General features: G+C 68.8%; 23 protein-coding genes and 1 tRNA gene. 9 read left to right on the top strand and 15 right to left on the bottom strand.

The window, feature by feature from the left end; translation table 11 throughout:
- Window positions 1-15 precede the first annotated feature (15 nt).
- The 7 genes from G578_RS0113560 to argS all read right to left on the bottom strand — a co-directional run bounded on the left by G578_RS0113560 (window position 16) and on the right by argS (window position 7358).
- Window positions 16-1077, bottom strand: a complete 1062-nt coding sequence (locus G578_RS0113560) for an ABC transporter ATP-binding protein (protein ID WP_245565610.1) — start codon at window positions 1075-1077, stop codon at window positions 16-18.
- A 127-nt stretch (window positions 1078-1204) separates the two neighbouring features.
- Window positions 1205-1912, bottom strand: a complete 708-nt coding sequence (scpB, locus tag G578_RS0113555) for an SMC-Scp complex subunit ScpB (protein ID WP_084618875.1) — start codon at window positions 1910-1912, stop codon at window positions 1205-1207.
- Window positions 1909-2715 carry a segregation and condensation protein A gene (locus G578_RS0113550; protein WP_211228902.1) on the bottom strand — a complete coding sequence of 269 codons (807 nt, stop codon included), beginning with the start codon at window positions 2713-2715 and terminating at the stop codon, window positions 1909-1911. Before G578_RS0113550 ends, scpB begins: the two co-directional genes overlap by 4 nt.
- A 33-nt stretch (window positions 2716-2748) precedes the next feature.
- Window positions 2749-3495, bottom strand: a complete 747-nt coding sequence (locus G578_RS0113545) for a site-2 protease family protein (protein ID WP_038014159.1) — start codon at window positions 3493-3495, stop codon at window positions 2749-2751.
- Window positions 3492-4541, bottom strand: coding sequence for a beta-N-acetylhexosaminidase (nagZ, locus tag G578_RS26295; protein ID WP_051244777.1), 1050 nt, complete (start codon window positions 4539-4541; stop codon window positions 3492-3494). The genes G578_RS0113545 and nagZ overlap by 4 nt, the downstream gene beginning before the upstream one ends.
- A gap of 1 nt (window position 4542) precedes the next feature.
- On the bottom strand, window positions 4543-5607 hold the full coding sequence (locus G578_RS30305) for an SPOR domain-containing protein (RefSeq protein ID WP_051244776.1): 1065 nt from the start codon (window positions 5605-5607) through the stop codon (window positions 4543-4545).
- Window positions 5604-7358, bottom strand: a complete 1755-nt coding sequence (gene argS, locus G578_RS0113530; protein WP_028794691.1) for an arginine--tRNA ligase — start codon at window positions 7356-7358, stop codon at window positions 5604-5606. The genes G578_RS30305 and argS overlap by 4 nt, the downstream gene beginning before the upstream one ends.
- Before the next feature lie 283 nt (window positions 7359-7641).
- Between argS and G578_RS0113525 the strand changes: the two genes are divergently transcribed.
- Entirely contained in the window at window positions 7642-8502 is an 861-nt protein-coding gene (locus G578_RS0113525) for a phytanoyl-CoA dioxygenase family protein (protein ID WP_038014156.1), read from the top strand.
- 79 nt (window positions 8503-8581) lie between these two features.
- Here G578_RS0113525 and G578_RS26285 read toward each other — a convergent pair whose 3' ends face one another.
- Window positions 8582-9502: a ketopantoate reductase family protein gene (locus G578_RS26285; RefSeq protein ID WP_038014153.1), complete on the bottom strand. Its 921-nt coding sequence runs from the start codon at window positions 9500-9502 to the stop codon at window positions 8582-8584.
- A gap of 120 nt (window positions 9503-9622) precedes the next feature.
- On the bottom strand, window positions 9623-10165 hold the full coding sequence (locus tag G578_RS0113515) for a MarR family winged helix-turn-helix transcriptional regulator (protein ID WP_084618874.1): 543 nt from the start codon (window positions 10163-10165) through the stop codon (window positions 9623-9625).
- 153 nt (window positions 10166-10318) lie between these two features.
- Here G578_RS0113515 and G578_RS0113510 point away from each other — a divergent pair, with 153 nt between their 5' ends.
- Window positions 10319-10933: a tetratricopeptide repeat protein gene (locus tag G578_RS0113510; RefSeq protein ID WP_084618873.1), complete on the top strand. Its 615-nt coding sequence runs from the start codon at window positions 10319-10321 to the stop codon at window positions 10931-10933.
- Between the two features lie 366 nt (window positions 10934-11299).
- On the opposite strand, the gene G578_RS26275 is transcribed toward G578_RS0113510, so the two are convergent.
- Window positions 11300-12592, bottom strand: coding sequence for a pentapeptide repeat-containing protein (locus G578_RS26275; protein ID WP_038014147.1), 1293 nt, complete (start codon window positions 12590-12592; stop codon window positions 11300-11302).
- Between the two features lie 157 nt (window positions 12593-12749).
- Here G578_RS26275 and G578_RS0113495 point away from each other — a divergent pair, with 157 nt between their 5' ends.
- From G578_RS0113495 to G578_RS0113470, 6 genes are all read left to right on the top strand, one after another.
- Window positions 12750-14819: an EAL domain-containing protein gene (locus tag G578_RS0113495; RefSeq protein ID WP_028794687.1), complete on the top strand. Its 2070-nt coding sequence runs from the start codon at window positions 12750-12752 to the stop codon at window positions 14817-14819.
- Window positions 14820-14889: 70 nt separating this feature from the next.
- A complete protein-coding gene (locus G578_RS0113490) occupies window positions 14890-16188 on the top strand; it encodes an NAD(P)/FAD-dependent oxidoreductase (RefSeq protein WP_038014137.1) in 1299 nt (432 codons plus the stop codon).
- A gap of 8 nt (window positions 16189-16196) precedes the next feature.
- Entirely contained in the window at window positions 16197-17588 is a 1392-nt protein-coding gene (gene gndA / locus G578_RS0113485) for an NADP-dependent phosphogluconate dehydrogenase (protein ID WP_028794685.1), read from the top strand.
- Window positions 17585-18121 carry a gluconokinase gene (locus G578_RS0113480; RefSeq protein WP_245565609.1) on the top strand — a complete coding sequence of 179 codons (537 nt, stop codon included), beginning with the start codon at window positions 17585-17587 and terminating at the stop codon, window positions 18119-18121. Before gndA ends, G578_RS0113480 begins: the two co-directional genes overlap by 4 nt.
- Window positions 18122-18199: 78 nt before the next feature.
- Window positions 18200-18592: a cyclic nucleotide-binding domain-containing protein gene (locus G578_RS0113475; RefSeq protein ID WP_028794683.1), complete on the top strand. Its 393-nt coding sequence runs from the start codon at window positions 18200-18202 to the stop codon at window positions 18590-18592.
- Between the two features lie 123 nt (window positions 18593-18715).
- Window positions 18716-19153, top strand: coding sequence for a Crp/Fnr family transcriptional regulator (locus G578_RS0113470; RefSeq protein WP_028794682.1), 438 nt, complete (start codon window positions 18716-18718; stop codon window positions 19151-19153).
- On the opposite strand, the gene G578_RS0113465 is transcribed toward G578_RS0113470, so the two are convergent.
- The 4 genes from G578_RS0113465 to G578_RS0113450 form a co-directional block, all read right to left on the bottom strand.
- Complete coding sequence (locus tag G578_RS0113465) at window positions 19124-20587, bottom strand: bifunctional ADP-dependent NAD(P)H-hydrate dehydratase/NAD(P)H-hydrate epimerase (protein ID WP_051244775.1); 1464 nt, start codon at window positions 20585-20587, stop codon at window positions 19124-19126. The genes G578_RS0113470 and G578_RS0113465 overlap by 30 nt on opposite strands.
- A gap of 18 nt (window positions 20588-20605) precedes the next feature.
- Window positions 20606-20682 (bottom strand) — tRNA-His (locus tag G578_RS0113460).
- Window positions 20683-20749: 67 nt separating this feature from the next.
- Window positions 20750-21934 carry an aminotransferase gene (locus tag G578_RS26270; protein ID WP_038014136.1) on the bottom strand — a complete coding sequence of 395 codons (1185 nt, stop codon included), beginning with the start codon at window positions 21932-21934 and terminating at the stop codon, window positions 20750-20752.
- A gap of 72 nt (window positions 21935-22006) precedes the next feature.
- Window positions 22007-22900 (bottom strand): LysR family transcriptional regulator, encoded by an 894-nt coding sequence (locus G578_RS0113450; protein WP_028794680.1) that lies wholly within the window; start codon window positions 22898-22900, stop codon window positions 22007-22009.
- 171 nt (window positions 22901-23071) lie between these two features.
- Here G578_RS0113450 and G578_RS0113445 point away from each other — a divergent pair, with 171 nt between their 5' ends.
- Window positions 23072-23272 carry a hypothetical protein gene (locus G578_RS0113445; RefSeq protein WP_028794679.1) on the top strand — a complete coding sequence of 67 codons (201 nt, stop codon included), beginning with the start codon at window positions 23072-23074 and terminating at the stop codon, window positions 23270-23272.
- A 104-nt stretch (window positions 23273-23376) separates the two neighbouring features.
- Here the strand turns inward: G578_RS0113445 and G578_RS0113440 are convergent, their stop codons facing one another.
- On the bottom strand, window positions 23377-24129 hold the full coding sequence (locus G578_RS0113440) for a dienelactone hydrolase family protein (RefSeq protein WP_028794678.1): 753 nt from the start codon (window positions 24127-24129) through the stop codon (window positions 23377-23379).
- Window positions 24130-24221 lie beyond the last annotated feature (92 nt).

The raw sequence follows: 24221 nt of genomic DNA, 5'->3' as shown, positions 1-24221 counted from the left end.
CTCCGATCCTTTCCTCTATTTGGGGACGTCGGCCGGAAACACAAAGGTTTGAGCGGGGTCGACCGATACGCGTACCCGCGTACCCGGTCGCGGCAGAAAGACGCCAGGTACGCGGGCATGAAGGTGCAGGCTTTCCCCCAGCCGTGCCCCCTCTCCCCGCATCGTCAGATGGACGAGACTGGTGCGGCCCAGCAGCCTGGCCTGCTCGACTTCGCCGCAGGGATCGCGGCTAAAGCCCTCGGACAGCGCCTCGATCCGCACGCCTTCCGGCCGGATAACGACCGAGACCTCGGTGCCGTTCGCGATCCCGTCGGATGCGACGGTTCCGACCAGGGTGTCCACCGCCGCGCCCTGCACCCGCCCCTCGATTAGGTTCACCTCGCCGAAGAAGGCGGCGACGAACGCGTCGGCCGGGGCGCAGTAGAGGTCGGCCGGGCTGCCCTGCTGGACGATGCGACCGTCGCGCATCACGGCGATTCGGTCGGCCATGAACATGGCCTCTTCGGAATCGTGGGTGACCATCAGGCAGGCGGACCCGCTGGATTTCAGGATGTGCAGCACCTCGTCGCGCACCCGGTCGCGCAGCCGCGCGTCCAGTCCGGAATACGGCTCGTCGAGCAGCACGACCCGGGGCTTCGGCGCCAGCGCCCGGGCCAGCGCCACCCGCTGCTGCTGGCCGCCGGACAGCTCATGGGGAAAGGCGTCCGCCATGTCCGCCAGGCCGACCATCTCCAGCACCTCGACGCCGCGGGCGATCCGGTCGCCGGCCGGCCAGCCGGTCAGCCCGAAGATGACATTGCCCATCACGTCGAGATGCGGAAACAGGGCGTAGTCCTGGAACACCAGCCCGACGCCGCGCTTCTCGGGCGCCACATTGGTGCCGCCCCCGGCCACGCGCTGTCCGTCCAGGGCGACCTCGCCCTCCTGAAGATCCTCCAGACCCGCGGCCAGGCGCAGGATCGTGGTCTTGCCGCAGCCCGACGGCCCCAGCAGACAGACCACCTCGCCCGGTGCCACGGCCACATCCACCCCGTCGACCGCCTGGATGGCGCCATAGGCGTGGCGGATGCCGGTCAAGGCCAGAGCCGGTGGAACGCGCCGCGGCGAGGCCGCGAGCGGGTGCGAGGATTGAAGCGCGGAAACGGTCATGACCTGTCAGATACACATCGCGACAGGCCGGGACAAGGCACCGCGGATCGCGGCGTCAGGGCTGGTCGCCCGCGTCCGGATCGTTGGTGTCGGGCAGGAAGTCGAGCTGGATGTCCTCGTCCTCCTCCTCGTCGTCCTCCAGATCCTCCTGCTGCATGGCGATGCTGGTGGCGCCGGAGCGGCGGTCCAGCAGGCCGGCGGCCCGCAATTCCTCGATGCCAGGAAGCTCTTTCACGGAATCCAGGCCGAAATGGTCGAGGAAGGCGTTGGTGGTGCCCCATTGCAGGGGCCGGCCCGGGGTCTCCCGGCGCCCGCGGGGCGCGATCCAGCCGGCCTCCAGCAGGGTGTCGATGGTCCCCTTGGACAGGGCGACGCCCCGGATCTCCTCGATCTCCGCCCGGGTCGTGGGCTGGTGGTAGGCGATGATCGCCAGGGTCTCGATCGCCGCGCGGGACAACTTGCGCCGCTGCGCCCGTTCGTGGCGCAGCATGGGGCCGAGATCGATCGCGGTGCGGAACGCCCAGCGGGTCCCCGACCTGGTCAGCACCACCCCGCGCTCGGCATAATGCTCGGCCAGGTCGGTCAGGAGCTGCTTGACGTTGATCTCCTCGGGCACGCGGCGGCGCAGCTCGCTCTCGTCGATCGGGTCGGCGCTGGCGAACAGCAGCGCCTCGACGAAGCGCAGCCAGCGGTTCCGTTCCGCGGGGTCGACCAGCAGGTCGGGCAGTTCGGCCTCGTCGTTGTTCTCTCGGGCGTCACTCATCCGGCGGAATCCTTCCGTGCGTCGCCGGAGCGCAGCCAGATCGGCCCGAAGGTCTCGTCCTGGCGCAGCTCCGCCGCCCCGTCCTTGGCCAGTTGCAGTCCCGCCACCAGATGCGAGGCCAGCGCCGAGCGGATCAGCAGCGAGCCGCGCAGCCCTTCCGGCAGGAAGGTGAACAGCATCCGCCAGCGCGGGACCCGGCCGATGAAGCCCTGCAGCCGCTCCACCGCGTCCTCGACCGCGTAGAGGTCGGTGGCGGCGATGCGCAGGGTCTGGTTCTGCTTGCGGGCGTGCTGGTCGCCGTAGCCGCGCAGCAGGTCGTACAGGGTCACGTCATAGACCGAGCGGGAACGGGCGGTGATGTTCTCCGGCGCGCCGCGGGGGAAGACGTCGACGCCGAGCTGAGCGCGGCCCATGAGCCGGCGGCCGGCATCCTGCATCGCCTCCAGCCGTTGGAGCTGGAACCGCAGGGCCTCGGCCAGGGCGGCCGGGTCCATCTCCTCCTCGTCGCTGTCGTCCGGCGGCAGCAGCAGCCGCGACTTCAGATAGGCGAGCCAGGCGGCCATCACCAGATAGTCGGCGGCGAGTTCCAGGTTGAGGGTCTGGGCCTGCTGGACGAACTGGAGATACTGCTCGGCCAGGGCGAGGATGGAGATCTGGTGCAGGTCGACCTTCTGGTCGCGCGCCAGGGTCAGCAGCACGTCGATCGGGCCTTCGAAGCCGTCCAGGTTGAGGAACAGCGAAAGCTGCACCGGCTCCGGCCGGCGATATTCAGGCTGCGGGCTCTCGAACGGATCGGTCGTCACCAATGGGACGCGTCCCCTCCTCCGGATCCGGTCTCAGTGACCGGTCAATGTCGCGATCACCGACATCAGGAAATCCACCGGCGCCCAGATCAGCACGCCGGTGACGTTGAAATCATACCCCAGTTCACGGGCGAAATACGGTAGCAGGAACAGCACGCCGATGACGATGAACAGCCCCGCCCGCTCCAGCCGCGCCACCTTCCAGGCGGCCCAGTCCGGCAGGATCGACACCAGGATGCGGCCACCGTCCAGGGGCGGGATCGGCAGCATGTTGAACACCGCAATAATCAAATTAAAGCCAACCAATAGCAAAATAACAGAAATGTACCAGGGCTGCTCGATCAAGCCTGTTGTTGATGCATATTGAATCCAGCTAGAAACACTATAGTCAACTGGTAATGAAAATGAAAAAAAATGAGCCGCTAAACACCCCAAAAAAGCTAAAAATAGATTTGACAAAGGTCCTGCAATAGCAACTAACCCCATATCACGGCGAGGATTTCTAAGACGGGAAAAATTCACTGGAACCGGTTTGGCATAACCAAAAACAAAGGGAGCGTTCATCAGCAACAAAGCAAGCGGTATTAAAATAGTTCCAATAAGATCAACATGGGCGAATGGATTTAACGTAACACGCCCCAACAATCGAGCAGTCGGATCACCCAGTTTGGCCGCGGCCCAGCCATGCGCTGCCTCATGCAAAGTGATGGCAAGCAACACGGGCAGTGCCCAGATTGACGCCCTCATAACCAAGATCTGGAAATCAAAATCGGACATCATGTCCGCAGGTCCTTCAGCAGAGCGTCCAGACGCCGGACGGAAGCCTCAGTATCGAGCGAATGCCGTCCGCTGGAAACCGCCCCTCGGTGCGCATCGGCTTTGGCCGCCCGCCGAGCCCCATCGCCTTCAAGCGCGCCCACCGCATCGGCGACCGACCGCATCTCGTTCATGTCGCCGTTGCAGTGCAGCAGCACGTCGCATCCGGCCTCGATCGAGCGGCGCGACCGCTCCCCGATCGGGCCGCCGCCCTTCGTTTCGGACAGCGCGCCCATGGAGATGTCGTCGGTGAACAGCAACCCGTCGAAACCGATCTCGCCGCGGATCACGTCCTGCACGACCGCCGGAGACAGGGTGGAGGGCCGATCGGCGTCCAGGGCGGTGTAGAGTAGATGGCCGGTCATGCCATAGGGCACCCGGTCGGCGAAATGCCGGAACGGCGGATAGTCCACGGCCCGAAGCGCGTCGGCCGCGGCCTCGATACGCGGCAGATCCAGATGGCTGTCCACCACCGAGCGGCCATGACCGGGCATGTGCTTGATCACGCCGACCACCCCGGCCCGCTCGATGCCGGCGACCATCGCCTCGCCCAGGCGGATCACGGTCTGCGGATCGTCGCCAAGGGCCCGGTCGCCGATCACCTGGGTGTCGGAGCCCGGCTGGCGCACGTCGAGCATCGGCACGCAGTCGACGTCGACGCCGATCTCGAACAGGTCGGCCGCCATCAGCTCGGCCGACAGGGCGAAGGCTTCCAGGGCGGTCTCCGGCTTCCGGGCGAAGGCGTCGGTAAACACGCCGGGGGCCAGGTAGTCGCGCCATTCTGGCGGGCGCATGCGCCGCACCCGGCCGCCCTCCTGGTCGATCAGAACCGGGGCGGAGGCGTGGGTCACGCAGCCGCGCAGGTCGTCGACCAGGACGCGGACCTGGTCGCGGTTCTCGATGTTGCGGGCGAAGAGGATGAAGCCGTAGGGATCCACCTCGCGGAAGAACGCGCGCTCCTCGTCGCTCAGCGCCTTGCCGGCACAGCCGAAGACGATCGCCCGCGTCATTCTACGGGCGGACCAGCAGGCAGGCCTGGTTCTGGGCCTTCAGGGTCGCGCAGGCCTTCTCGGCGCCGTCCTCGGTCAGCATGCCGCCCTGAATCCGGTGGAACACGCCCTTGCCGGCACCCAGATCGACCTGCTGGATCCGCAGGCTGAGCCCGCCCAGCACGGTCGGATAGCGCTTGGTCAGCCGGTTCCATTCGCCGCGCGCCGCCGCCTCGTCGCGGAAGGCACCGAGCTGCACCCGGAACCGGCCTTCGGTGGCGGCAGGCTTCGGCGCAGGTGCCGGCTGGGCGACCGGTTCGGGTTTCGGTTCCGGCTTCGCCTCGGGCACCGGTTCCGGCTTCGCCTCGGGCACCGGGGCCGGCGGCGGGACGGCGGCGGCCGTCTGGGTCTCGGTGGCCGTCTGGGCCTCGGTGGCCGGCGGTTCAGGTGCCCGGGCCGGCGGGATGTCGCTGGCCTGGGGTTGTGGCGCGGGCGCGGCCTGAGCTTGCTGCTGCGGAGCCGGCGCCGGCTCAGGTGCCGGCACGGCCTGGCTGGTCACCGGCGGCGGGGTCTGGCCAGAGGCGTCCCGGGCCGTGCTGGGTGCCGCCTGCGGCGTGCGGGCCGGGATCGGTACGGTGCTAGACGCAGCACCGTCCGCCGCGGTGCCGCTGTCCTGGGCCGGCTGGTTTTCGGTGGCCGCCGGTTCCGGTGTCGGCTCGGGCGCCGGCGGTTCGGCCGGCTTCTCCGGCGGCGGCAGCAGGCGCTCGACCGAGGAATCCCCGCCCTGGCCCGGCCGCAGCGCGCCATAGACCAGCTTATCCTGGTTCGGCACGTCGAGCCCGCCGGGTTGCTCCGGACGCACCTTGATCGGCGACGGGTCGGCCTGGATCAGCGGTGCCGTGGCCTCGCTGCCGGCATGCAGCCCGCGGTCGTAGGCGTACCAGACCACTCCGGCGAAGGCCGCAAGGGCGAAGGTCGCGAGGAACGCGCCGACCGCCCGCGACCGCCGTGGCGGGTCGCGCAGTTCCGGCGGGGGACCGGGGCGGTCGTATCCGTCCGCGTGAAGGCCGTCGCCATCCTGGCTCATTCCCTAAGCTCCTCCACCGGCGTGACGCCCATCACCCCGAGACCCGACGCGACCACCGTGGCCGTTGCCCGTACCAGGGCCATCCGGGCCAGGGTCGTCTCGCGGTCGTCTTCCAGGATGAAGCGCAGCCGGGCATCTTCCCTGCCCTTGTTCCACAGGCCGTGGAACGCGGCGGCCACGTCACCGAGATAGAACGCGACGCGATGCGGCTCGTGCGCCTCCGCCGCGCTCTCCACGATGCGCGGCCAGCCCGCAAGCAGCTTGATCAGACCAATCTCGTCCGGGTCGGTCAAGGAACCCATGGAAGCCTTGGAAAGTGCGGGGTCCAGGACGGCGTCCGCGCCGAAAGCCTCGCCGGCGTTGCGAATCACCGAACAGGCCCGGGCATGGGCGTACTGCACGTAGAACACCGGATTGTCCCGGCTCTGCTCGCTGACCTTCTGGTAGTCGAACTCCAGCGTCTGGTCGTTGCGCCGGGTCAGCATGATGAAGCGCAGCACGTCCGGCCCCACCGCCTCGAGCACGTCGGCCAGGGTCACGAAGGTGCCCGCGCGCTTCGACATCCGCACCGGCTTGCCGCCGTCGAACAGGTGGACGAGCTGGCACAGCTTGACGTCGAGGTCGCCCGCGCCGCCGGTGATCGCGGTGACGGCGGCCTTCATCCGCTTCACATAGCCGCCGTGATCCGCCCCCCAGACGTCGATCATCTCCGGGAAGCCGCGCTCCAGCTTGTCCAGGTGATAGGCGATGTCGTTGGAGAAATAGGTCCAGGAGCCGTCCGACTTCTTCAACGGCCGGTCGACGTCGTCGCCGAACTGGGTCGCCTTGAACAGCAGCTGCGGCCGCGGCTCCCAGTCGTCGGGCGTCTTGCCCTTCGGCGGCTCCAGCACGCCGGTATAGACCAGCCCGTCGGCCTCCAGCTTGGCCAGCACCCGGTCGACGGCGCGGTCCTCGACCAGAGCGCGCTCGGAGGAGAAGCGGTCCATGCGGATGCCGAGCGCGATCAGGTCCTTCTCGATATCGGCCATCATCAGCTTGATGGCGACGCTGCGCATCGGCTCCAGCCAGGCCTCTTCCGGCTCGGACAACCACTTGTCGCCGTCCTGCTCGGCGATGGCCCGGCCCACATCCTTCAGGTATTCGCCGGGATAATGACCGTCCGGGATGGCCACCGTCTCGCCCAGCGCCTCGCGGTAGCGCAGGTAGGTCGAGCGGGCCAGCGTGTCGACCTGGGCGCCGGCGTCGTTGATGTAATACTCGCGCGCCACCTCGAACCCGGCCTTCTCCAGCAGGGCGGCCAGGGCGTCGCCGAACACCGCGCCGCGGGCGTGGGCGGCGTGCAGCGGGCCGGTCGGGTTGGCGGAGACGTATTCGACATTGACCTTGCGGCCCGCCCCCATGGCGGACGCGCCATAGGCGGTGCCCGCCTCCAGCATGCGGCCGACCTGGGCCTGCCAGATCGACGGCGACAGCCGGATGTTGATGAAGCCGGGTCCGGCGACCTCGACGCTGTCGACCGCGTCGAGCCGGTTCAGCGCCTCGGCCAGAGGCTCGGCGATGGCGCGCGGCTTGGCGCCGACCGGCTTCGCCAGCACCATCGCGGCATTGGTGGCGATGTCGCCGTGAGAGGCGTCGCGCGGCGGCTCGGCGGTGATGCGGTCGAACGGCAGCCCCTCCGGCCAGCCCTCCGAGCCCGCCATGGTCTCCAGGACAGCTTTAATTTCGTCTTTCATCCAATTGAATATGTTCATTCTATTCGCTTGCCTGGGTCGATGTGTCAGTGACAGGTCATGCCGGCGGCCGCGAATTCAAGACCCGCAACCGAATTCCCTGCAGGTGTAGTGCCGATGCGGCGGGCGGAACGCAACGGATTTCGCTGTGCGGTGCAGCGTAGACCGTGGAGGCCTTCCGGCGAAGATCGGGCTTATCAGCCGCTACCTGTGGTGTAACAATAATCCTGACGCACCCCCTGCCGGCCACCGGGCGCAGATCCGGGCAAGGCACCAAGAACGAGGGGGGCCGACAGGAGGAAACATGACCGTCCTTTCGCATTCCGTTCGCATTGGCTCTTCCCTCGCCGACGCCTTCCGGCGCGACGGCTACGTCTACCCGATCCGCGCCCTCTCAGAGGAGGTGGCCACGTCCCTGCGCCGCACCCTGGAGGCGGCCGAGGCCGCCGCACCCGATGCGGAGGTGAAGTCCATGGTCACGGGCCTGCCGCACCTGATCCTGCCGGAGTTCTACGACATTGTGCGCGACCCGGCCCTGACCGGCCCGGTGTCGGAGATCATGGGGGAGGACCTGCTGGTCTGGGGCTGCTCGTTCTTCACCAAGGAGGCGCACACCAAGAACTTCGTGTCCTGGCACCAGGACCTGACCTACTGGGGACTGGACGACACCGATCAGATCACCGCCTGGGTCGCCCTGTCGCCTTCTACGGTGGAGAGCGGCTGCATGCGCTTCGTGCCCGGCAGCCATCTCCAGAAGATCGTTCCGCATAAGGACACGTTCGACCCGGACAACCTGTTGACCCGCGGCCAGGAGGTCGCCGTGGAGGTGAAGGACGAGAACGCGATCGACGTCGTCCTGCCGACCGGCAAGATGTCGCTGCATCACGGCCGTGTCTTCCATGCCTCGCACCCGAACCGGTCCGACGACCGGCGGATCGGCCTGGCGGTGCGCTACATCAAGCCGAGCATGCGGCAGACCTCCGGGGTCAAGACCATCGCCGTCCTGGCCCGGGGCGAGGACCGGTTCGGGAATTTCGAGCTGGCCGAGCGCCCGACGGGCGGCTTCGCGGACGCCGATATCGCGCGCTGCCGCGAGGCATTCCGGCGCCGCGAGGGGATCCTTTACGAGGGTGCAAAAGAAAGCGGTCGCAGGAAGATGGCATAGCACTCCCTCCCCCGACATCTTCACTCCCCGGCCTCGTGCCGGCACGAGGCCGGGGAGTGTATTCAGATCTCAGCAGCCCTCATCCGCCGTTCACCCAGGGCTTCATCGCCGCCCAGGCCATGGTGTGGAGCGGTACGGGAACGTCCCGCGCGCGGCCGAGCCGGGAGACCAGACCGGACAGGCTCTCCGCCTCGATCCGCCGGCCACGGGCCAGGTCGTGATACATCGACGCGTACATTCCGGGCGGGAAGCTGCGGGTGAGGGCGAGCGACCGGTCGACCGTTTCGGGATGGATGCTGATCCCCTCGGCGGCGGCGAGACCCGCCACCTCCTCCATCATCTCCCGGGCGATGCCCGACAGTTCGCCGTCGTGATAGATCTCGCCCGCCGGCTTGCGCAGAACGGTGGTCAGCGCGGAATTGGTGGCCAGCAGCACGAACTTCTCCCACAGGGTCGCGCGGATATCGCCGGACACCTCGGCGCTGAAACCGGCGGCGATGCAGGCGTCGGCCAGCCGCCGGGCGCGCTCGGACTGAGTGCCGTCGAGTTCGCCGAACACGATCTTCGACATGTCGGACGTATACCGCACCACCCCGGGCTCGGCGATCAGGGCCGACACATAGGCCGCCCCGCCCAGCACCGTGTGCGCGCCCAGCACGGAGGCCAGCCGGTCAGGCCCGTCGACCCCGTTCTGCAGCGTGACCACCATGGTCTCGGGCCCGACGACGGGCATCAGGGTCACGCCGGCCGTCTCGGTGTCGTAGAGCTTGACCGCGAACAGGATGACATCGGCGGTGCCGCCCAGGCTCGCCGGATCCTCGGTCGCCGTCACCTTGGGCAGGACGATGTCGCCGCGCGAGCCTTCCAGGCGAAGACCGTCGCGCTGCAGGGCATCCAGGTGGGCACCCCGGGCGACGAAGGCCACGTCGTGGCCGGCCTGTGCCAGATATGCGCCGAAATAACCGCCGACGCCGCCGGCGCCCATGACCACGATCCGCATCCGCCCTCTCCTCCCGTCTCGTTAAGGGCCATCACAGCCCGGATTACGGAGGAAAGTGAACCCGTCGTCTATCGTGGGACGAAATCATCCGGAAACCGGTCGCGCGGCGAGGGCGCGATCTCACCCGAAGCTGAGAAAATCCGCCCAAACCCGATCGAGCTTCTTGAGGGTCCGCAGCGCTTCCTGCAACGGTTCGCCCAGCCCTTCCTCCTCGACCGCGATCCGCGCCAGCCGCTGGTCCAGGTCGCGCAGCCGGTCGGCGACGTGACGGCCCGGCGGGCCGAGGCGCAGGCGGACGGAGCGGCGGTCATGCTCGGACCGGAGCTGTTCCAGATAGCCGTAATCCACCAGCTTCTTGATGTTGTAGGTGGCCGAACTGGCCTGGTAGTAGCCGCGCTGGATGAGGTCGCGCACCGGCACTTCGCCCTCGCCGATCGAGAGCAGCAGCAGGCCCTGGCTGGCATTGATCTCCGTCACGCCCATGCCCTCGAGGGCCAAGCGCACCACATCGAGATGCCGCCGGTGCAGCCGCTCCAGCAGTCCGGTCAGGTCGGAATACAGGGCGGCGGCCTCCGCCGCGCCCGCGTCCCCGTCGTGGCCGTCGACCGAACCGTCCGTTTCCGTCTTGGATGTTTCGAGCGCTCGGACTGTCGCATCGCGCATTCGTGCCTCCTACCGGCTCGCCGTCCCTAGCAGGTAAGGAATTATTAACAGTTTCACAAATACATTACAGAATGAAAAGCGTTTTGGTATATTCACCTTCGGTTTTCTGAATTCGAATCGTGTCCGCCATGCGGACTCGGGGGCGGGACAGAAATGAGGCGTTCACTCCTACTGGCCGGCATGCTGCTGATCGCCGCGATGGCGTTGCCCGGCGGCGCGCGCATGGCCGCGGCCGACGAGCCCGTGCTGAACGAAGTCGGGCTGCACGGGCCGGAAGGGATGCTGGCGCTGGCCCATGCTGCCGAGCTGCGCGGCGACAACCGCCTGGCGATCGAGCTGTATCGGCGGGCGCAGGAAGCCTTCCCCTGGGCCGGCGCTCCCCTGACCGGCTGGGGTCTGCTGGCCGCCCGGCTTGGCGCGGCGGAGCAGGCCGCCACGCTGCTGACCGCCGCGCTCGACATCGACCCCGAGGATATCGAGGCCGCCGCCGGACTGGCCGAGGTGCTGGTGGACCTTGACCGCCTCGACGAGGCCCTGCCCGTCTATGAGATGGTGTTGAGGATCGATCCGTCCGACGTCGCCGCGCGGGAGGGACGACTGTACGTCCTCGCCCAGACCGGCACGCCGACGCAGCAGGCCAGCGCCCCCGCCCTGGCGGACGCGACGGTCGACCAGACGCCGGGCGCGCCATCTATGCCCCTCGCCGCGCCGACGCTATTCGACACCTCCGCGCCCGCCAAACCGGCGGCCGGTGCGCTCTGGCGTTAGCTTTTTTCGGTTCACGCCGAAAAGGGGAGCGACGGCCAGCGCTGGGCGGTTGGGATGAGGCGGCTGGCCGTCGCGCGGGGCAGCCTGTTGGGCGCTTCCCCGTCTCAGTTTCTGTCACATCCGACCGAGAACCGTGTTTGCCGGATCGCCCGCTCGGGAGGTTTCTTTTCCCTAAACTCGACGTGGACAAACGGTACCAACGGAAACGGTGCCGCTCCAGCAAATCCTTCTGCTGTATTACGCCGGCTAAACCACGAAAATTCCTCATCTTTTATTGCTAAAATCCGACCCATCCGCCGGACAAAAAAAGACCCGCCGAAGCGGGTCTGAGGCAGGATCTCAGGATAGGGAAGTCACTCGGACCGGCTATCGGACGGCAAGCCGGGTGGTCTGGTCCACGCGGGCGCCGGCGCGGGTGGGGTCGCTCATGATTGCGTCGCTCAGATCGGCACCACGCAGATCCGTCCCTTGCAGGACGGCGTTCGAAAGGTCGGCCTTGCGCAGGTCCGCGCCGCGCAGGTCGACGCCGCGCAGATCCGCGAACCGCAGATCGGCGCCGGCCAGACGGCTGGCGACGCTGTGCCCGGCATCGGTGACCAGGGCGCGGAGATTGGCGCCGGTCAACCGGGCGTTCTGCAGCCGCGCGTCGCTCAGATCGGCCCCGCGCAGATCGGCACCCTCCAGAGCGGCGAAGCGCAGGTCGGCGCCAGCAAGACGGCCGGCCGCCATACGCACGCCGGTCAGGTCCATCGCGCAGAACACGCTCCCCTCGGCGACGAGCGCGGTCAGATCGGCGCTGGCCAGCTTGTCCATCGCCCGCAGGTCCATACCGGACACATCGAGCTGGGCACCCTCGGCGCTGGACGAGGCCACCCAGCTCTCATGCCGGGCGAGCAGCGCGTCGAGCGGGGCGTCCAGATCCTCCTCGGTGCGGCCGGCCGGACGGTCGGTCAGCGCGCCGGTCAGATCGGCGCCGCCGAGCTCTGTCATGTTGGTGGTGATCCGGGTGAAGACGGCGTCGCGCAGCACCGCCTTCTCCAGACTGGCCCAGCTGAGATCCGCGCCGTCCATGTTGGCGCCACTCAGATTGGCGCCGCGCAGGTTGCAGCGGATCAGTTTGGCGTCGCGCAGGATCGCGTCGGACAGGTTCGCATTGACGCAGATGGCGCCGGAGATCTTCGCCCGGGTCAGGTCGGCGCCGGCGAGATCCGCCTGGTGCAGCTCCGACACCGACGGATCGATATCGATCCAGTGGAGATCGCGGTCGCGCTCCCCGGTCTCCGCCAGATGGCTTTCCCGCAGGTCGGCGTCGATCAGGGTGGCCCCGACCAGGCGGGCACCGCGCAGGCACACCCCCCGCATGTCGGTCTTGATCAGGCTGGCGCCGTCGAGATTGGCACCGCGCAGGTCGACGGCGAAGAGCGAGGCGTAGTCCAGAGTCACGCCGGTCAGGGACGCCCGCGACAGACAGGCGCCGGTGAAATCGGCATCCGTCAGATCGGCGCCGTGGAACTCGAGCCAGGAAAGATCGAAGAAGGAGAGCACCGCCCGCGCGCCGCCGAGCCGGCCGTTGCGGAACCGGATGTGACGCTTGATCAGCCCGTCCAGGTCCCCCTGGGACAGGCGTTCGAGGTCGCGGCGTTGTTTGACGGCATCCATCAGGACGGCTCCATGCGTTCTGCAGAAGGCTTCCACAGGGCAAAACGCCCTTCTCATTCAGTATCTAGAACTGATTTAGCGAAATCAATTGCAATTCTTAAAGTGAAATGTGATTCTTCCAGCTGGCACGGAATCTACTTACCTGGTTGGACGTCGGATGACAGGGCTCACGCTCGCGTCGCTCTACGATACGATTCATACGCTTGAGCGGGTGATCGGGTCCTTCCCTGTCCTGATCATCGCCACGGATCGTGTCGGCCGCATCGTGATGACGACGCAGCACACGCGCGACGTGCTCGACCTGTCCGAGGTCGAGCTTCTGGACAAGCCCATCGGCGCCATCGTTCCCGGGATCACCGTCAAGATCAGTGGCGACGCGCAGGAACCGGAGATCGCCATCGGCGCCAACCGGCGCCGGGCGCTGCGCCGGGACGCGTCCGCCTTCCCGGTGGACATCCAGGCCAGCGCGCATCGCCTGGGTGACGACGTCATCTGCGTCTTCGCCCTGCTCGACGCGACCGACCGGCTCCAGGCCGACAGGGTGGCCCGGGACTCACGCGCGCTGCTCGACGCCATCCTGAGCGGCATGCCGGCGCTGGTCAGCGCCAAGGCCCCGGACGGCACCTACGAGTTCATCAACGCCTATCAGGGCGACGTGTTCGGCATCGACCCCGGGGAGGCGGTCGGCAAATCGGCGGCCGACCTGCTCGGCGACGAGGCCGGCCGGCCGATCGACACGGCCGACCGCCGCATCGCCACGGGAGCCGCCGTCTCCCAGCTCGGATCCGAGAAGCTGATCGACGCCGACGGCCGCACCCGCACCTTCATGACCACGCGGGCGGCGATGCACGACGCCAAGGGCCAGGTGCAGCGGGTGCTGACCGTCGGAATCGACGTGACCCACGCCACGGCGGCCGAAGAACGGCTGGAGCGGCTGTCGCTGCTCGACGAGATGACGGGTCTGCCCAACCGGGGGGCCCTGCAGCAGATCCTGAGCGCCCAGATCCGCGCCGCCAGACGCGACGGTCGCCGGGTCGGCGTGGTGCTGCTCGGCGTCACCAACCTGTCCGACATCGCCGACGAACTGGGCCAGATCGTGCGCGACAGCGTGGTTCGACATCTGGCGATCCGCCTGGGCGGTCTGGTGCCGGAGTCGTGCGTCCTATCGAAATTCGACGACACCACCTTCGCCCTGGTGGTTCCCAACCTGGACGATGCCAAGGCCTTCGAAGGCGAGGCCGCCCGGCTGGTCGCCCGAGGCAGTCGCCCGCTCACCACGGCTGGTGCCACCGTCACCGCCCGATGCCGCGCCGGTCTGGCCGTGTATCCCGACACCGGCGCCGATGCCGAGACACTCCTGCACGCCGCCCACCACGGGCTGCGCGTCCAATCACGCGCGCCGGTGTCCCCGGTGGCGCGTGGCAACCGGGATATCGACAACTATTTCGAGGCCCGGCGCGAGGCCGCCAAGACTCTGCGGCGCGATCTGGAGCATGACCGCCTGCACCTGCGCCTGCGCCCCCTGCGCGCGCTGACCGATCACCGGCTGACCGGATTCCAGGCCTGCCTGTTCGACAGTCTCGACCGGCCGCTGATCGGCGCACCGGGGTCCGAGCGGGCCCAGGATCCGGCGCTCAGCGCCGCCGCCGAGAGCCTGTCGGTCGATCTCTGCGAACGGCTCCTGCACGATGCCTGCCATCTGGCTGCCGGTTGGAAGCAGCCGTCGCCTATCCGCGTTCCCCTCGCGCCCGATCTGCTGATGCAGCCGGAACTGATCGACATCGTCTCCGATCTGCTGGAGCGCAGCCGACTGCCGGCGGACGACCTGGAGCTGTCGATCGACGAAGCCACGGTCGCCGCCGACCCGGATGCCAGCGCGGACGTGCTGACCGCGCTCGACGGCCTGGGCGTGCGGCTGACGCTGACCGGATTCGGGGCAGGCGGTAATCCGATGCTGGCCCTTGCGCGCCAGCCGTTCCGCCATCTGGTCCTCTCCGCTCGCACGCTCGGCCCCCTCGACGAGACGGTGGCCGCCACCATCGCCTTCGCCCAGGCGCTGGGCCGCACGGTCGGTGCCGATGGCGTGCAGACGGCGGAGGAGCTTGCGTTCCTGCAGGGCTGTGGCTGCACGGTGGCGAGCGGCCCGATCTTCGGCCAGCCGCTCGACCCCGCCGCCGCCCAGGCTCTGGACACCGGCCCTACCGACCTCGCCATCCGCCGGGCCTGAGGCTGCTTCAGAGGCGTTCATCGCGAGGCCACTCCCCGCTAGACTGCGCGCCGCATCGCAGGGAGGGATCATGGAAGCGAGCAGCGTCGGCCTCGACGGCTATATCGACAGCTACTACAGCCGCACACGGGACTACGGGCCGCCGTTTGCGCCGCCGGACGGGGATCTCGACGTGGAGGTCTGCGTGGTCGGCGGCGGCATGGCCGGCGTGTCGACCGCCCTGGGGCTGGCCGAGCGCGGCAAGTCCGTCGCCCTGGTCGAGGCCCGGCGGATCGGCTGGGGTGCGTCGGGACGCAACGGCGGCTTCGTCGGCGCCGGCTTCTCGCGCGGCCTGAGTGCGCTGATCTCGCGGGTCGGCAAGGAACACGCCCTGCGCCTCTACCGCCTGAGCGAGATGGGGGTGGCGCTGGTGCGCAAGCGGGCCGACGCCATCGCCGGCGGTGTGGCGCCGATCGTCGACGGACGGATCACCTGCTCCTGGTTCGACGATCCCGACGGCGTGAGGCGCGAGGCCGACTGGATGAACGAGTTGGTCGGCGCCGATATCGAGGTCTGGGACCGCGAGAAGGTGCGCTCGATCTGGCGCAGCCCGCGCTATTACGAGGGCCTGTGGCGGCCCAAGGGGTTCACCTTCCACTCGCTGAACTTCACCCGCGGCAACGCCCGGCTGGCGACCGAGGCCGGCGCCCGGATCTTCGAGAACACCCCGGCGACGCTGATCGAGCTGGGCCGCGATCCGAAACTGGTCCACACCGCCACCGGCACGATCCGCGCCGAGCAGGTCGTGGTCTGCTGCTCGGGCTACATCGAGGGGCTGGTGCCGCGCCTGTCGGCGGCGACCCTGCCAATCGGCACCTATGTCGTGCTGACCGAACCGGTGGGCGCGCGGCTGACGGAGGTCATGGGCCTGCCCAACGGCGTCGGCGACACCCGCTTCGCCGCCGACTATTACCGCCCCCTGCCCGACACGCGGATCCTGTGGGGCGGACGCATCAGCCGCTGGACCAACCCCTCGCACCTCGCCGACATCATGATGGCCGACCTGAAAAAGGTGTATCCGCAGCTCTCCGACCTGAAAGCGGAGGTCGCCTGGCCCGGCACCATGGGCTATGCCGCCCACAAGATGCCGCAGATCGGCCGCCTGCGGCCCGGGGTGTGGTACAGCCAGGGCTATGGCGGTCACGGCATGGCGACGACCACGATGGGCGGCGAGCTGATCGCCTCCGCCATCGCCGAGGGCGACGACCGGTGGGAGCTGTTCAAACCCTTCGGCCTCACCCCCGTGGGCGGGCCGATCGGCGCCTGGTACGCCCAGATGGTCTATTGGGGATATCAGGCCCGCGACGCCTGGCGCGAGAGCCTGGGATAGGAACGGTCATGACGCAGAACATCGCCCCGTTGGGAATCATCGGCCTCGGCACCATGGGCCGCAATCTCGCCCTGAACCTAGCCGATCACGGCGTGCCCCTGGTGGCGTGGGAGCGCGACGGCGCCCTCGCCGACCGCGCCAGATCCGAGCTGCCGGACGGCACGATCTGGGCCACCGAGGCGGCGGACCTCGCCCGACGGCTCGCCGCGCCGCGCGCCGTGCTGCTGATGGTGACCGCGGGTGCCGCCGTCGACGCGGTGATCGACGGGCTGCGGCCGCATCTGCAGGCCGGGGACGTGATCATCGACGGCGGTAACACCGACGCCGCCGACACCGCCCGCCGGCAGAAGAATCTGGCGGCGGACGGCATCCACCTGATCGGCCTCGGCGTCTCCGGCGGCGAGGAGGGCGCACGCCGCGGCCCCGCCCTGATGGCCGGCGGCGACCCGGCGGCCTGGGATCGCATCGCGCCCATGCTGCGATCCATCGCCGCCCGCGCGGCCGACGGCACGCCCTGCTGCGAGCGTATGGGCGGCGGGGCGGCCGGGCATTTCGTGAAGACGGTCCATAACGGCATCGAATACGCCGTCATGCAGGCGCTCGCCGAATCCTATGACCTGATGCGCCACGGCCTGGGCCTGGAGATGGCCGCGATCGGCGAGACCTTCGCCACCTGGAACCGGGGGCCGGGCGGCGGCTATCTGGTGGAGATCGCCGCCGATGTGGTCCGCACCCGCGACAGCGACGGCGCGCCGCTGCTGGACAAGGTGGTCGACCGCGCCGGGCAGAAGGGCACCGGCCGCTGGGCCTCGCTCGCCGCCCTCGATCTCGGGGTCGCCGCCCCTTCCATCGCCGAAGCGGTCTTCGCCCGCGCCGTCTCCGCCGCCCGCGACGACCGGCAGGCGCTGGCCGCCGACACGCCGGATCGGGTCCAGATCGCCCCGACCGACCTGGAGGCGGCCATGCGCGCCGCCACCCTGCTGTCGTTCCTCCAGGGTTTCGCACTCATCGCCGCCGCCGACGCGCGCGACGGCTGGGCCGTCGACCCGGTCGCCGTGGCAAAGGTCTGGCGGGCCGGCTGCATCCTGCGGGCACCCCTGCTCGACCGCCTGGCCGACGCCTTCGCCTCGCTGGCGCCCGGCGCCCATCCCTTGTCGGCGGCCTCCCTGCGTGCCGAGCTGGCCGAGATCCTGCCCGGCCTGCGCCGGACGGCGGCGGCGGCCATCGGGGCGGGCTATGCGGTCCCCGCCCTCACCTCCGCCCTGTCCTGGCATGACGGCATGGTGCGCGCGCGGGTGCCGGCCGACTTCCTGCAGGGCCTGCGCGACCGGTTCGGCGCCCATACGTTCGAGCGAACCGACGCCCCCGGCAGCCATCACGCCGACTGGAGCGGCTCATGAGCGCGCAGATGCAGGTCCCGGCCGCCGCACCGATCGTCGTCGTCATGATGGGCGTGTCCGGGGTCGGCAAGACCACCATCGGCACATTGCTCGCCGAGAGGCTGGGTTGGGGCTATGCGGAGGGCGACAGCTACCATCCGCCGGCCAATGTCGAGAAGATGCGCGCCGGCACGCCGCTGGACGACACCGACCGGGAGCCCTGGCTGGCCGCCATCGCCGCCGATATCGACCGGTGGCGGGCGGCGGGACAGGGGATGGTGGTGTCCTGCTCGGCGCTGAAACGGCGTTACCGGGATATCCTGATCGGCGGTCGGCCGGACGTTCGGCTGGTCCGGCTGGCCGGCAACGAGGCGCTGATCCGCGCCCGGATCGAGAAGCGCACCGACCACTACATGCCGCCGAGCCTGCTCACCTCGCAGATCGCCACCCTGGAGCCGCCGGTTCCTGAGGAAGATGCGATCTCGGTGGATGTCGTCCGTCCGCCGGGCGACTGCGTCGCGCACATACTGTCGGCCCTGCAAGGCGACGGCTGAAACCGCCCGGCGGCCGGGTTTCCAACCGACCCGGCTGCGGAGGAACCACAGGACAGACCAGACCCGAAGGGACGTGGCGTGACAGCCAATCCGGATACCGGACTGAAAGTGTCGAAACTCTATTTCGAGCCGAACGAGGTGCTCTTCCAAGAGGGCGACCCGCCCACCGGTATCTTCCTGATCGAGGACGGCACCGTGGAGGTGTTCCGCCAGTCCGGCGCCCGCTCCGTCACCATGGCCCGGCTCGGACGCGGCGACGTCGTCGGCGAGTTGGCCCTGATCGAGGGAATTCCCCATACCCGCGGCGCCCGCGCCCTCACCCATGTCACCACCCTGAAGGTCGATCCCGAAGAGCTCGCCCAGAACCTGGCCTCGAGCCCCGCTCTGATCCGCATGCTGCTGAAGCGGGTGGTGCGCAAACTGCACCGCACCAACGACGTCGCCTTCGGCCAGTCGAAGCGGGGGATCTGACCGGCACCCCGGTGCCCGGAGCGTTCCTGCGTCACCCTCGGTACTGACGTATACTCACGCGGGGAACCCGCCGCCGCACCGCGCGTAATACCGCCGAGGGGCTCTAACCTTAGGAACATCGCGGTGGGAACCAGATCGGGCGACGGGCTGACCGTCTCGAAGTACTACTTCGACCCCAATGAGCCTCTCTTCGAGCAGGGAAACGCGGCGACCAGCCTGTTCCTTATCGAGGACGGCACGGTCGAGATCTATCAGACCGCGGGCGCGCGCACCGTGTCGCTGGCCCGCCTGGGTCCCGGCGAGGTGGTCGGCGAGCTGGCGCTGATCGACGGCGCGACACACACGCGGGGCGCGCGGGCGATCTCCCCGGTGATCGCGCTGGAGGTGGCACCCGATCAGTTGGAGGCCGTGCTCGATGAGAGCCACACCCTGGTCCGGCTGCTGCTGAAACACGTGGTCCGCAAGCTGGACAGGACCACGGACATCGCCTTCGGCCAGCCGCGCACGGAGGAACCCGGGCAGCCCGCGGCCTCACAGGGCGTCGGCGAGATCCTCGGCTAACAGCGCCGTACCGCCGAGCCTGCGGGCGGCCTCCCGGTGGAACCATGCGCCGGCGCAGGCCGCCTCGAACAGCGGCAGTCCCCGGCCCAGCAGCGCCGCGACCGCCCCCGCCAGGACGTCTCCTGTCCCCCCGGTGGCCAGCGTCGCCGGCGCCCCGTCCAGGAGCGCACAGCGGCCGTCCGGGGCGGCGACCGTACTGTCCGGGCCTTTCAGCAGGACCGTGTGGCCGCACTGTTCCGCCGCCCGGGACACCGCGGCGACGCGCCCGCTCTCGCGCACGTCGATCTTCGGGAACAGGCGGCCGAACTCGCCGCCATGGGGGGTGAGCACCGCCGGGCCGCCATCGGGCAGCCGCCTGCCGGCGAAGAGCGAGAAGACATCCGCATCGAGCACGATCGGCAGAGTGCAGGCCAGCGCCGCCTCCACCAGCCGTCGGGCATCCGCGCCGGTCCCGAGGCCCGGACCGACCACGATGGCGGCGACCTTCCGCGCGGACACGAAGGCACCCAGGTCGTAAGGGATGTCCTGGACGATCAGGCCCGGCGCGTCGCCGGCGACCAGGGGCACCGCCTCCTCCGGCGTGCAGACCGTCACCAACCCCGCCCCCATCCGCCGGGCCGACCGGGCCGCCAGCCGCGCGGCACCGGGCATCGCCCCGCCCAGAACCAGCACATGGCCGCGCGTGTACTTGTGGTCCGCCGGTCCGGCTGGCAGCAGGCGGTCCTGCCACAGTGCCGGCGCGATCACACGGGCGTCCGGCGACGCCATCGCCGGTGCGGCCGGGTCGATGCCGATATCCACGACCCGCACCCCGCCGCACAGCTCGGCCCCCGGCTGTAGGAGATGACCCGGCTTGCGGCAATGGAAGGTAACCGTGAAATCGGCCGGACAGGCAGTGCCCAACACCTGCCCGGTATCGCCATGGACGCCGCTCGGCACGTCGACGGCGGCCACCTTCAGCCGGCCGCTGGCCGCCCTCCCCGCCGCGCGGGCCAGGAGCTCGGCCGCCGCGCCCTCGACCGGGCGGGTCAGGCCGGCGCCGAACAGGGCGTCGACCAGAATGTCGGCCGATCCGACAAGCTCGGCCGACAGGGCCGCCATCGGACCGTCCCAGTGTGCGGCCGCCTCCGCCGCGTCGCCCTTCAGCGACGACACCGCGCCCAGCAGGGCGACGGTGACGTCCCAGCCGTGCTCCCGCAGGTCGCAGGCGATGACGAAGCCGTCGCCGCCGTTGTTGCCCGGCCCGCAGGCCACCAGCACCCGTCCCGGCCGGAAGGCCCGTCGGATATGGCGCGCCGCCCCCTGCCCCGCGCGCAGCATGAGGGTGAATCCGGTCGTTCCGTTGTCGATAGTGAACCGATCGCAGGCGGCCATCTGCTCGCAGGTGAGCAGCGCGTCGCGTGTCGTCGGACCCGTATCAATCGGCAATGTCATGCCGACAGTATAGGGAAATGGGGCGAGTGATGGGACTTGAACCCACGGCCTCCAGAGCCACAATCTGGCGCTCTAACCACCTGAGCTACACCCGCCACCGGGCGCCGAACCATCTTGGATCGGCGGACGCGTTTGTTATTCCAGGCCCGGCTTGGCGTCAACCTAAATGCCGAGACCGACCTCCTTCAAATAGGTATCCAGCCGCTCGACCGCACCGTCCAGCACCGGATCCTGCTTGGCGAAGCAGAAACGGATGAAATTTCGCGGCGCGCTCTGTGGGTCGAGATAGAAGGCGGAGACCGGCACCGCGGCCACCCCGGCATCGGTCACCAGGCGCCGGCAGAACCCTTCGTCGGTCTCGGCGTCGTACAGATGGGCCGCCACGTCGACGAACAGGAAATAGGTCCCCTGGCAGGTCACCGGCGCCAGGCCGATGGCGGTCAGTCCCTGGGTCAGCCGGTCGCGGCGCCGCGCCATGTCGTCGCGCAGCCCGTCGAAATACGAATCGTCCTGGGCCAGTCCGAAGGCGACGGCGCGCTGCAGATTCGGCGCCGTGGTGAAGACCAGGAACTGGTGCGCCTTGGAGATCGGGCCCAGCAGATGCTCCGGCGCTGTGACGTAGCCGACCTTCCAGCCGGTCAGCGAGAAGGTCTTGCCGGCCGAGCCGATCCGCACGCAGCGCTCGCGCATGCCGTCCAGACTCATCAGCGGGATGTGCGGGCGGCCGTCGAACGCCAGGTGCTCGTAGGCCTCGTCGCACAGGGCGTAGGCGTCGTATTTCTGGCAGAGGTCGGCGATCGCCGTCAGTTCCTCGCGGCTGTAGACCTTGGAGGCCGGGTTCTGCGGGTCGTTGACCACGATCATCTTGGTGCGGTCGCTGAACGCGTTCTCCAGCGCCTCCAGGCCCAGATCCCAGGTCGGCGGGGTCAGGCGGACCGGACGCGGGATGCCGCCGGCCCGGCGAATCATCGGCAGGTAGCAGTCGTAGAGCGGCTCGATCACCACCACCTCGTCGCCCGGCTCGATCAGGCCGAGGAAACAGGCCGCCAGCCCCTCGGTGGCGCCGGTGGAGACCATGACCTCCTTCTGCCAGTCCACGTCGAGGCCGTAGAACCGCCCGTTGTGGTCGGCGACCGCCTGGCGCAGCTCGGGCACGCCCATCATCGGCGGATACTGGTTCGGCGGGTCGTACAGCGCCTTGGAGGCCTGCTCCAGCACCGGGTCCGGACCGCGGTCGTCGGGGAAGCCCTGGCCGAGATTGATCGCCTTATGCTCGATGGCGAGCCGCGACATCACCTCGAACACCGTGGTGCCGTAGGAGGACAGGAGCGAGTTGGCGGCCTTCATCGGGCGGTCCCCCGTGCGTCGAATATGGGTCGCGCCGTTTACCACCGGGCGCAGCGGCGGGCAACGGCGCGCCTAACGAATCGCCGCCTCCAGATACTCCACCAGCCGCGCCTCGGCGGCGGAGAATTCATGGCCCTTGCGCCAGACCAGGCCGATCTCCATCGGCGGCGGGGCGTCGGTGATCGGGACCCATTCCAGACGCCCGCCATCCAGCGACCAGGGGCGGAACAGCATGCGCGACAGGATCGTCACCCCCAGCCCCGTCGCCACCATGCTGCGCAGCGCCTCCAGGGACGTGGTCTCGAACAGCACCTTCGGCTCCAGACCGGAGGCGGCGAGATAGACCCGCGACGACCGGTCGGCCTCGTCGATCTGGTACAGCAGGTAGGGAAACTCGACCACGTCGGCCCGACTGACCGTGTCGCGGCTGGCCAACGGATGGTTGGTCGCCACCCAGGCGCCGCGCGGGCTCTGGAACAGACCACGATGCTCCAGATCCGGGGCGTTCGACAGGTTGGAGGTCAGCAGCAGGGCGATGTCCACGGCGCCGGACAGCACCTGTCCCTCCAGTTCCTCGCGCTCGCGCTCCAGAAGCTGGACGCTCACGTTGGGAAAGGCGCGCTGGAACCGGGCCAGCGGCGGGATGAGAAAATACCCGGCCCCGGCATTGGTCACCCCGAGCTTGACCGTGCCTTCCACGTCCGTGCGGTCCGGGTGCATGTCGGCCACCGCATCGGCGACCGCGGCCTCGATGTTGCGGGCATGGCCGATGAAGTTCTGGCCCTCGCGGGTCAGCGCCACCCCGCCGACCCGGCGCTCGAACAGGGTCACGCCGAGCTGGTTCTCCAGCTCTTTGACCGACAGCGTGATCGCCGACTGCGAGATTCCCAGGTTGGTCGCCGCGGCGGAGACCTTCTCGGTCTCGGCGACCGCGAGGAAGTAGCGGACCTGGCGCAGGGTGATCATCGGAAGGCTCCTCTCGGCCTGTTTCGGCGGGCGGTAGCATTATGAGTTTTTCTAAATTTGCTTCTTTGAATTACGAATTTGTAATTGTGCGATGCGAAGATCATCTTTCGTATCAGCAACGGACGGCACCACGACGGACCCCGCCCGGTTGCCCCAGACAGGAGACATGCCATGAGCACCCAGACGATCCAGATGCGCACCATCACCGAGCAAGACATCGCGCGCGGCATCGCTGCCGGTCGCCGGGCGCGCGCCCTCGCGGTCCAGTCCGCGTTCCGCAGCGCCTACGCCGCGCTGACCAAGCCGGTCGTCTCGCTCTTCGCCAACACCAGATCCGCCAATCATGGCGGTGCCCATCCGGCAGCCGTTTGATCCCTGCTTAACGGCTACCGAATGAGCGGCGTCGCCCCCGCCCCGGGGCGGCGCCGCGCTTGTTTCAGATCCCTCGAGAGCTCTGCCGCATTGCAACATGAGTTTTATTCGATGGTGCGGCGGTAGAGCGCGATCAGACGCTCCCAATGCCGTTCTGCAGCGGGCTTGTCGTAGCACCAGCGGCCCGGGAACGCGAAGCCGTGATGGGTGCCCGGATGCACCTCCAGCTCTCCCCTCGCCCCTGACTCCTCGAACAGCCGCCTGAGTTCCGCCACCATGTCCGGCGGCGCCAGATCGTCGGTCTCCGCACAGCTTATATAGAGTTCGCCCTTGGCCTGGCCGAGGGTGGCGTGCGGGCTTTCCTCCGCGTCGCTGACGATCCAGGTGCCGTAGAACGAGGCGGCCGCCGCCACTCGGTCGGGATAGCGCGCCGCCGCCGCCAGGGCATAGGGTCCGCTCATGCAGTAGCCATGCACGCCGACCGGTCCCGGCCGGGCGATTCCCGCCGCGTCGATGTAGTCCAGCATCGCCTGCACGTCCGACATCACCGGCGGGATGGTCATTTTGGTACGGATCGCCCGCATGGCGGTGTGGTCGTCGCTGCCCGCCGTCAGGACGTCCGGCCCGTATTTGGTGTCACGTCCGGCGCGGTAGTACAGGTTCGGCAGCAGCACGCAGTACCCGACCGTCGCCAGCCGCCGGGCCATGTCGTACAGCTCCTCGCGGATCCCCGGCGCATCCATCAGCATCAGCACGGCCGGGTACGGTTCACCGCCTACCCTGGCGCGCTCCGGGCGGGTGATGAAGGTCTCCATGGCCCCGTCGGGCGTGGCGATATCCTCGACGACTTCGATCATATGCGGCAGTTTCCTTTTGGCGGCGGACGATTTCCCGGACGGGATTTCGCTGTCTGGCAGTTTTATGGCCGGCAGCGTATCACTGCCGATCC

Source organism: Thalassobaculum salexigens DSM 19539 (assembly GCF_000423805.1).
Classification (GTDB): Bacteria; Pseudomonadota; Alphaproteobacteria; order Thalassobaculales; family Thalassobaculaceae; genus Thalassobaculum; species Thalassobaculum litoreum.
The sequence above is the reverse complement of the archived record's forward strand: the minus strand, read 5'-3'. Positions and strand labels throughout refer to the sequence as shown.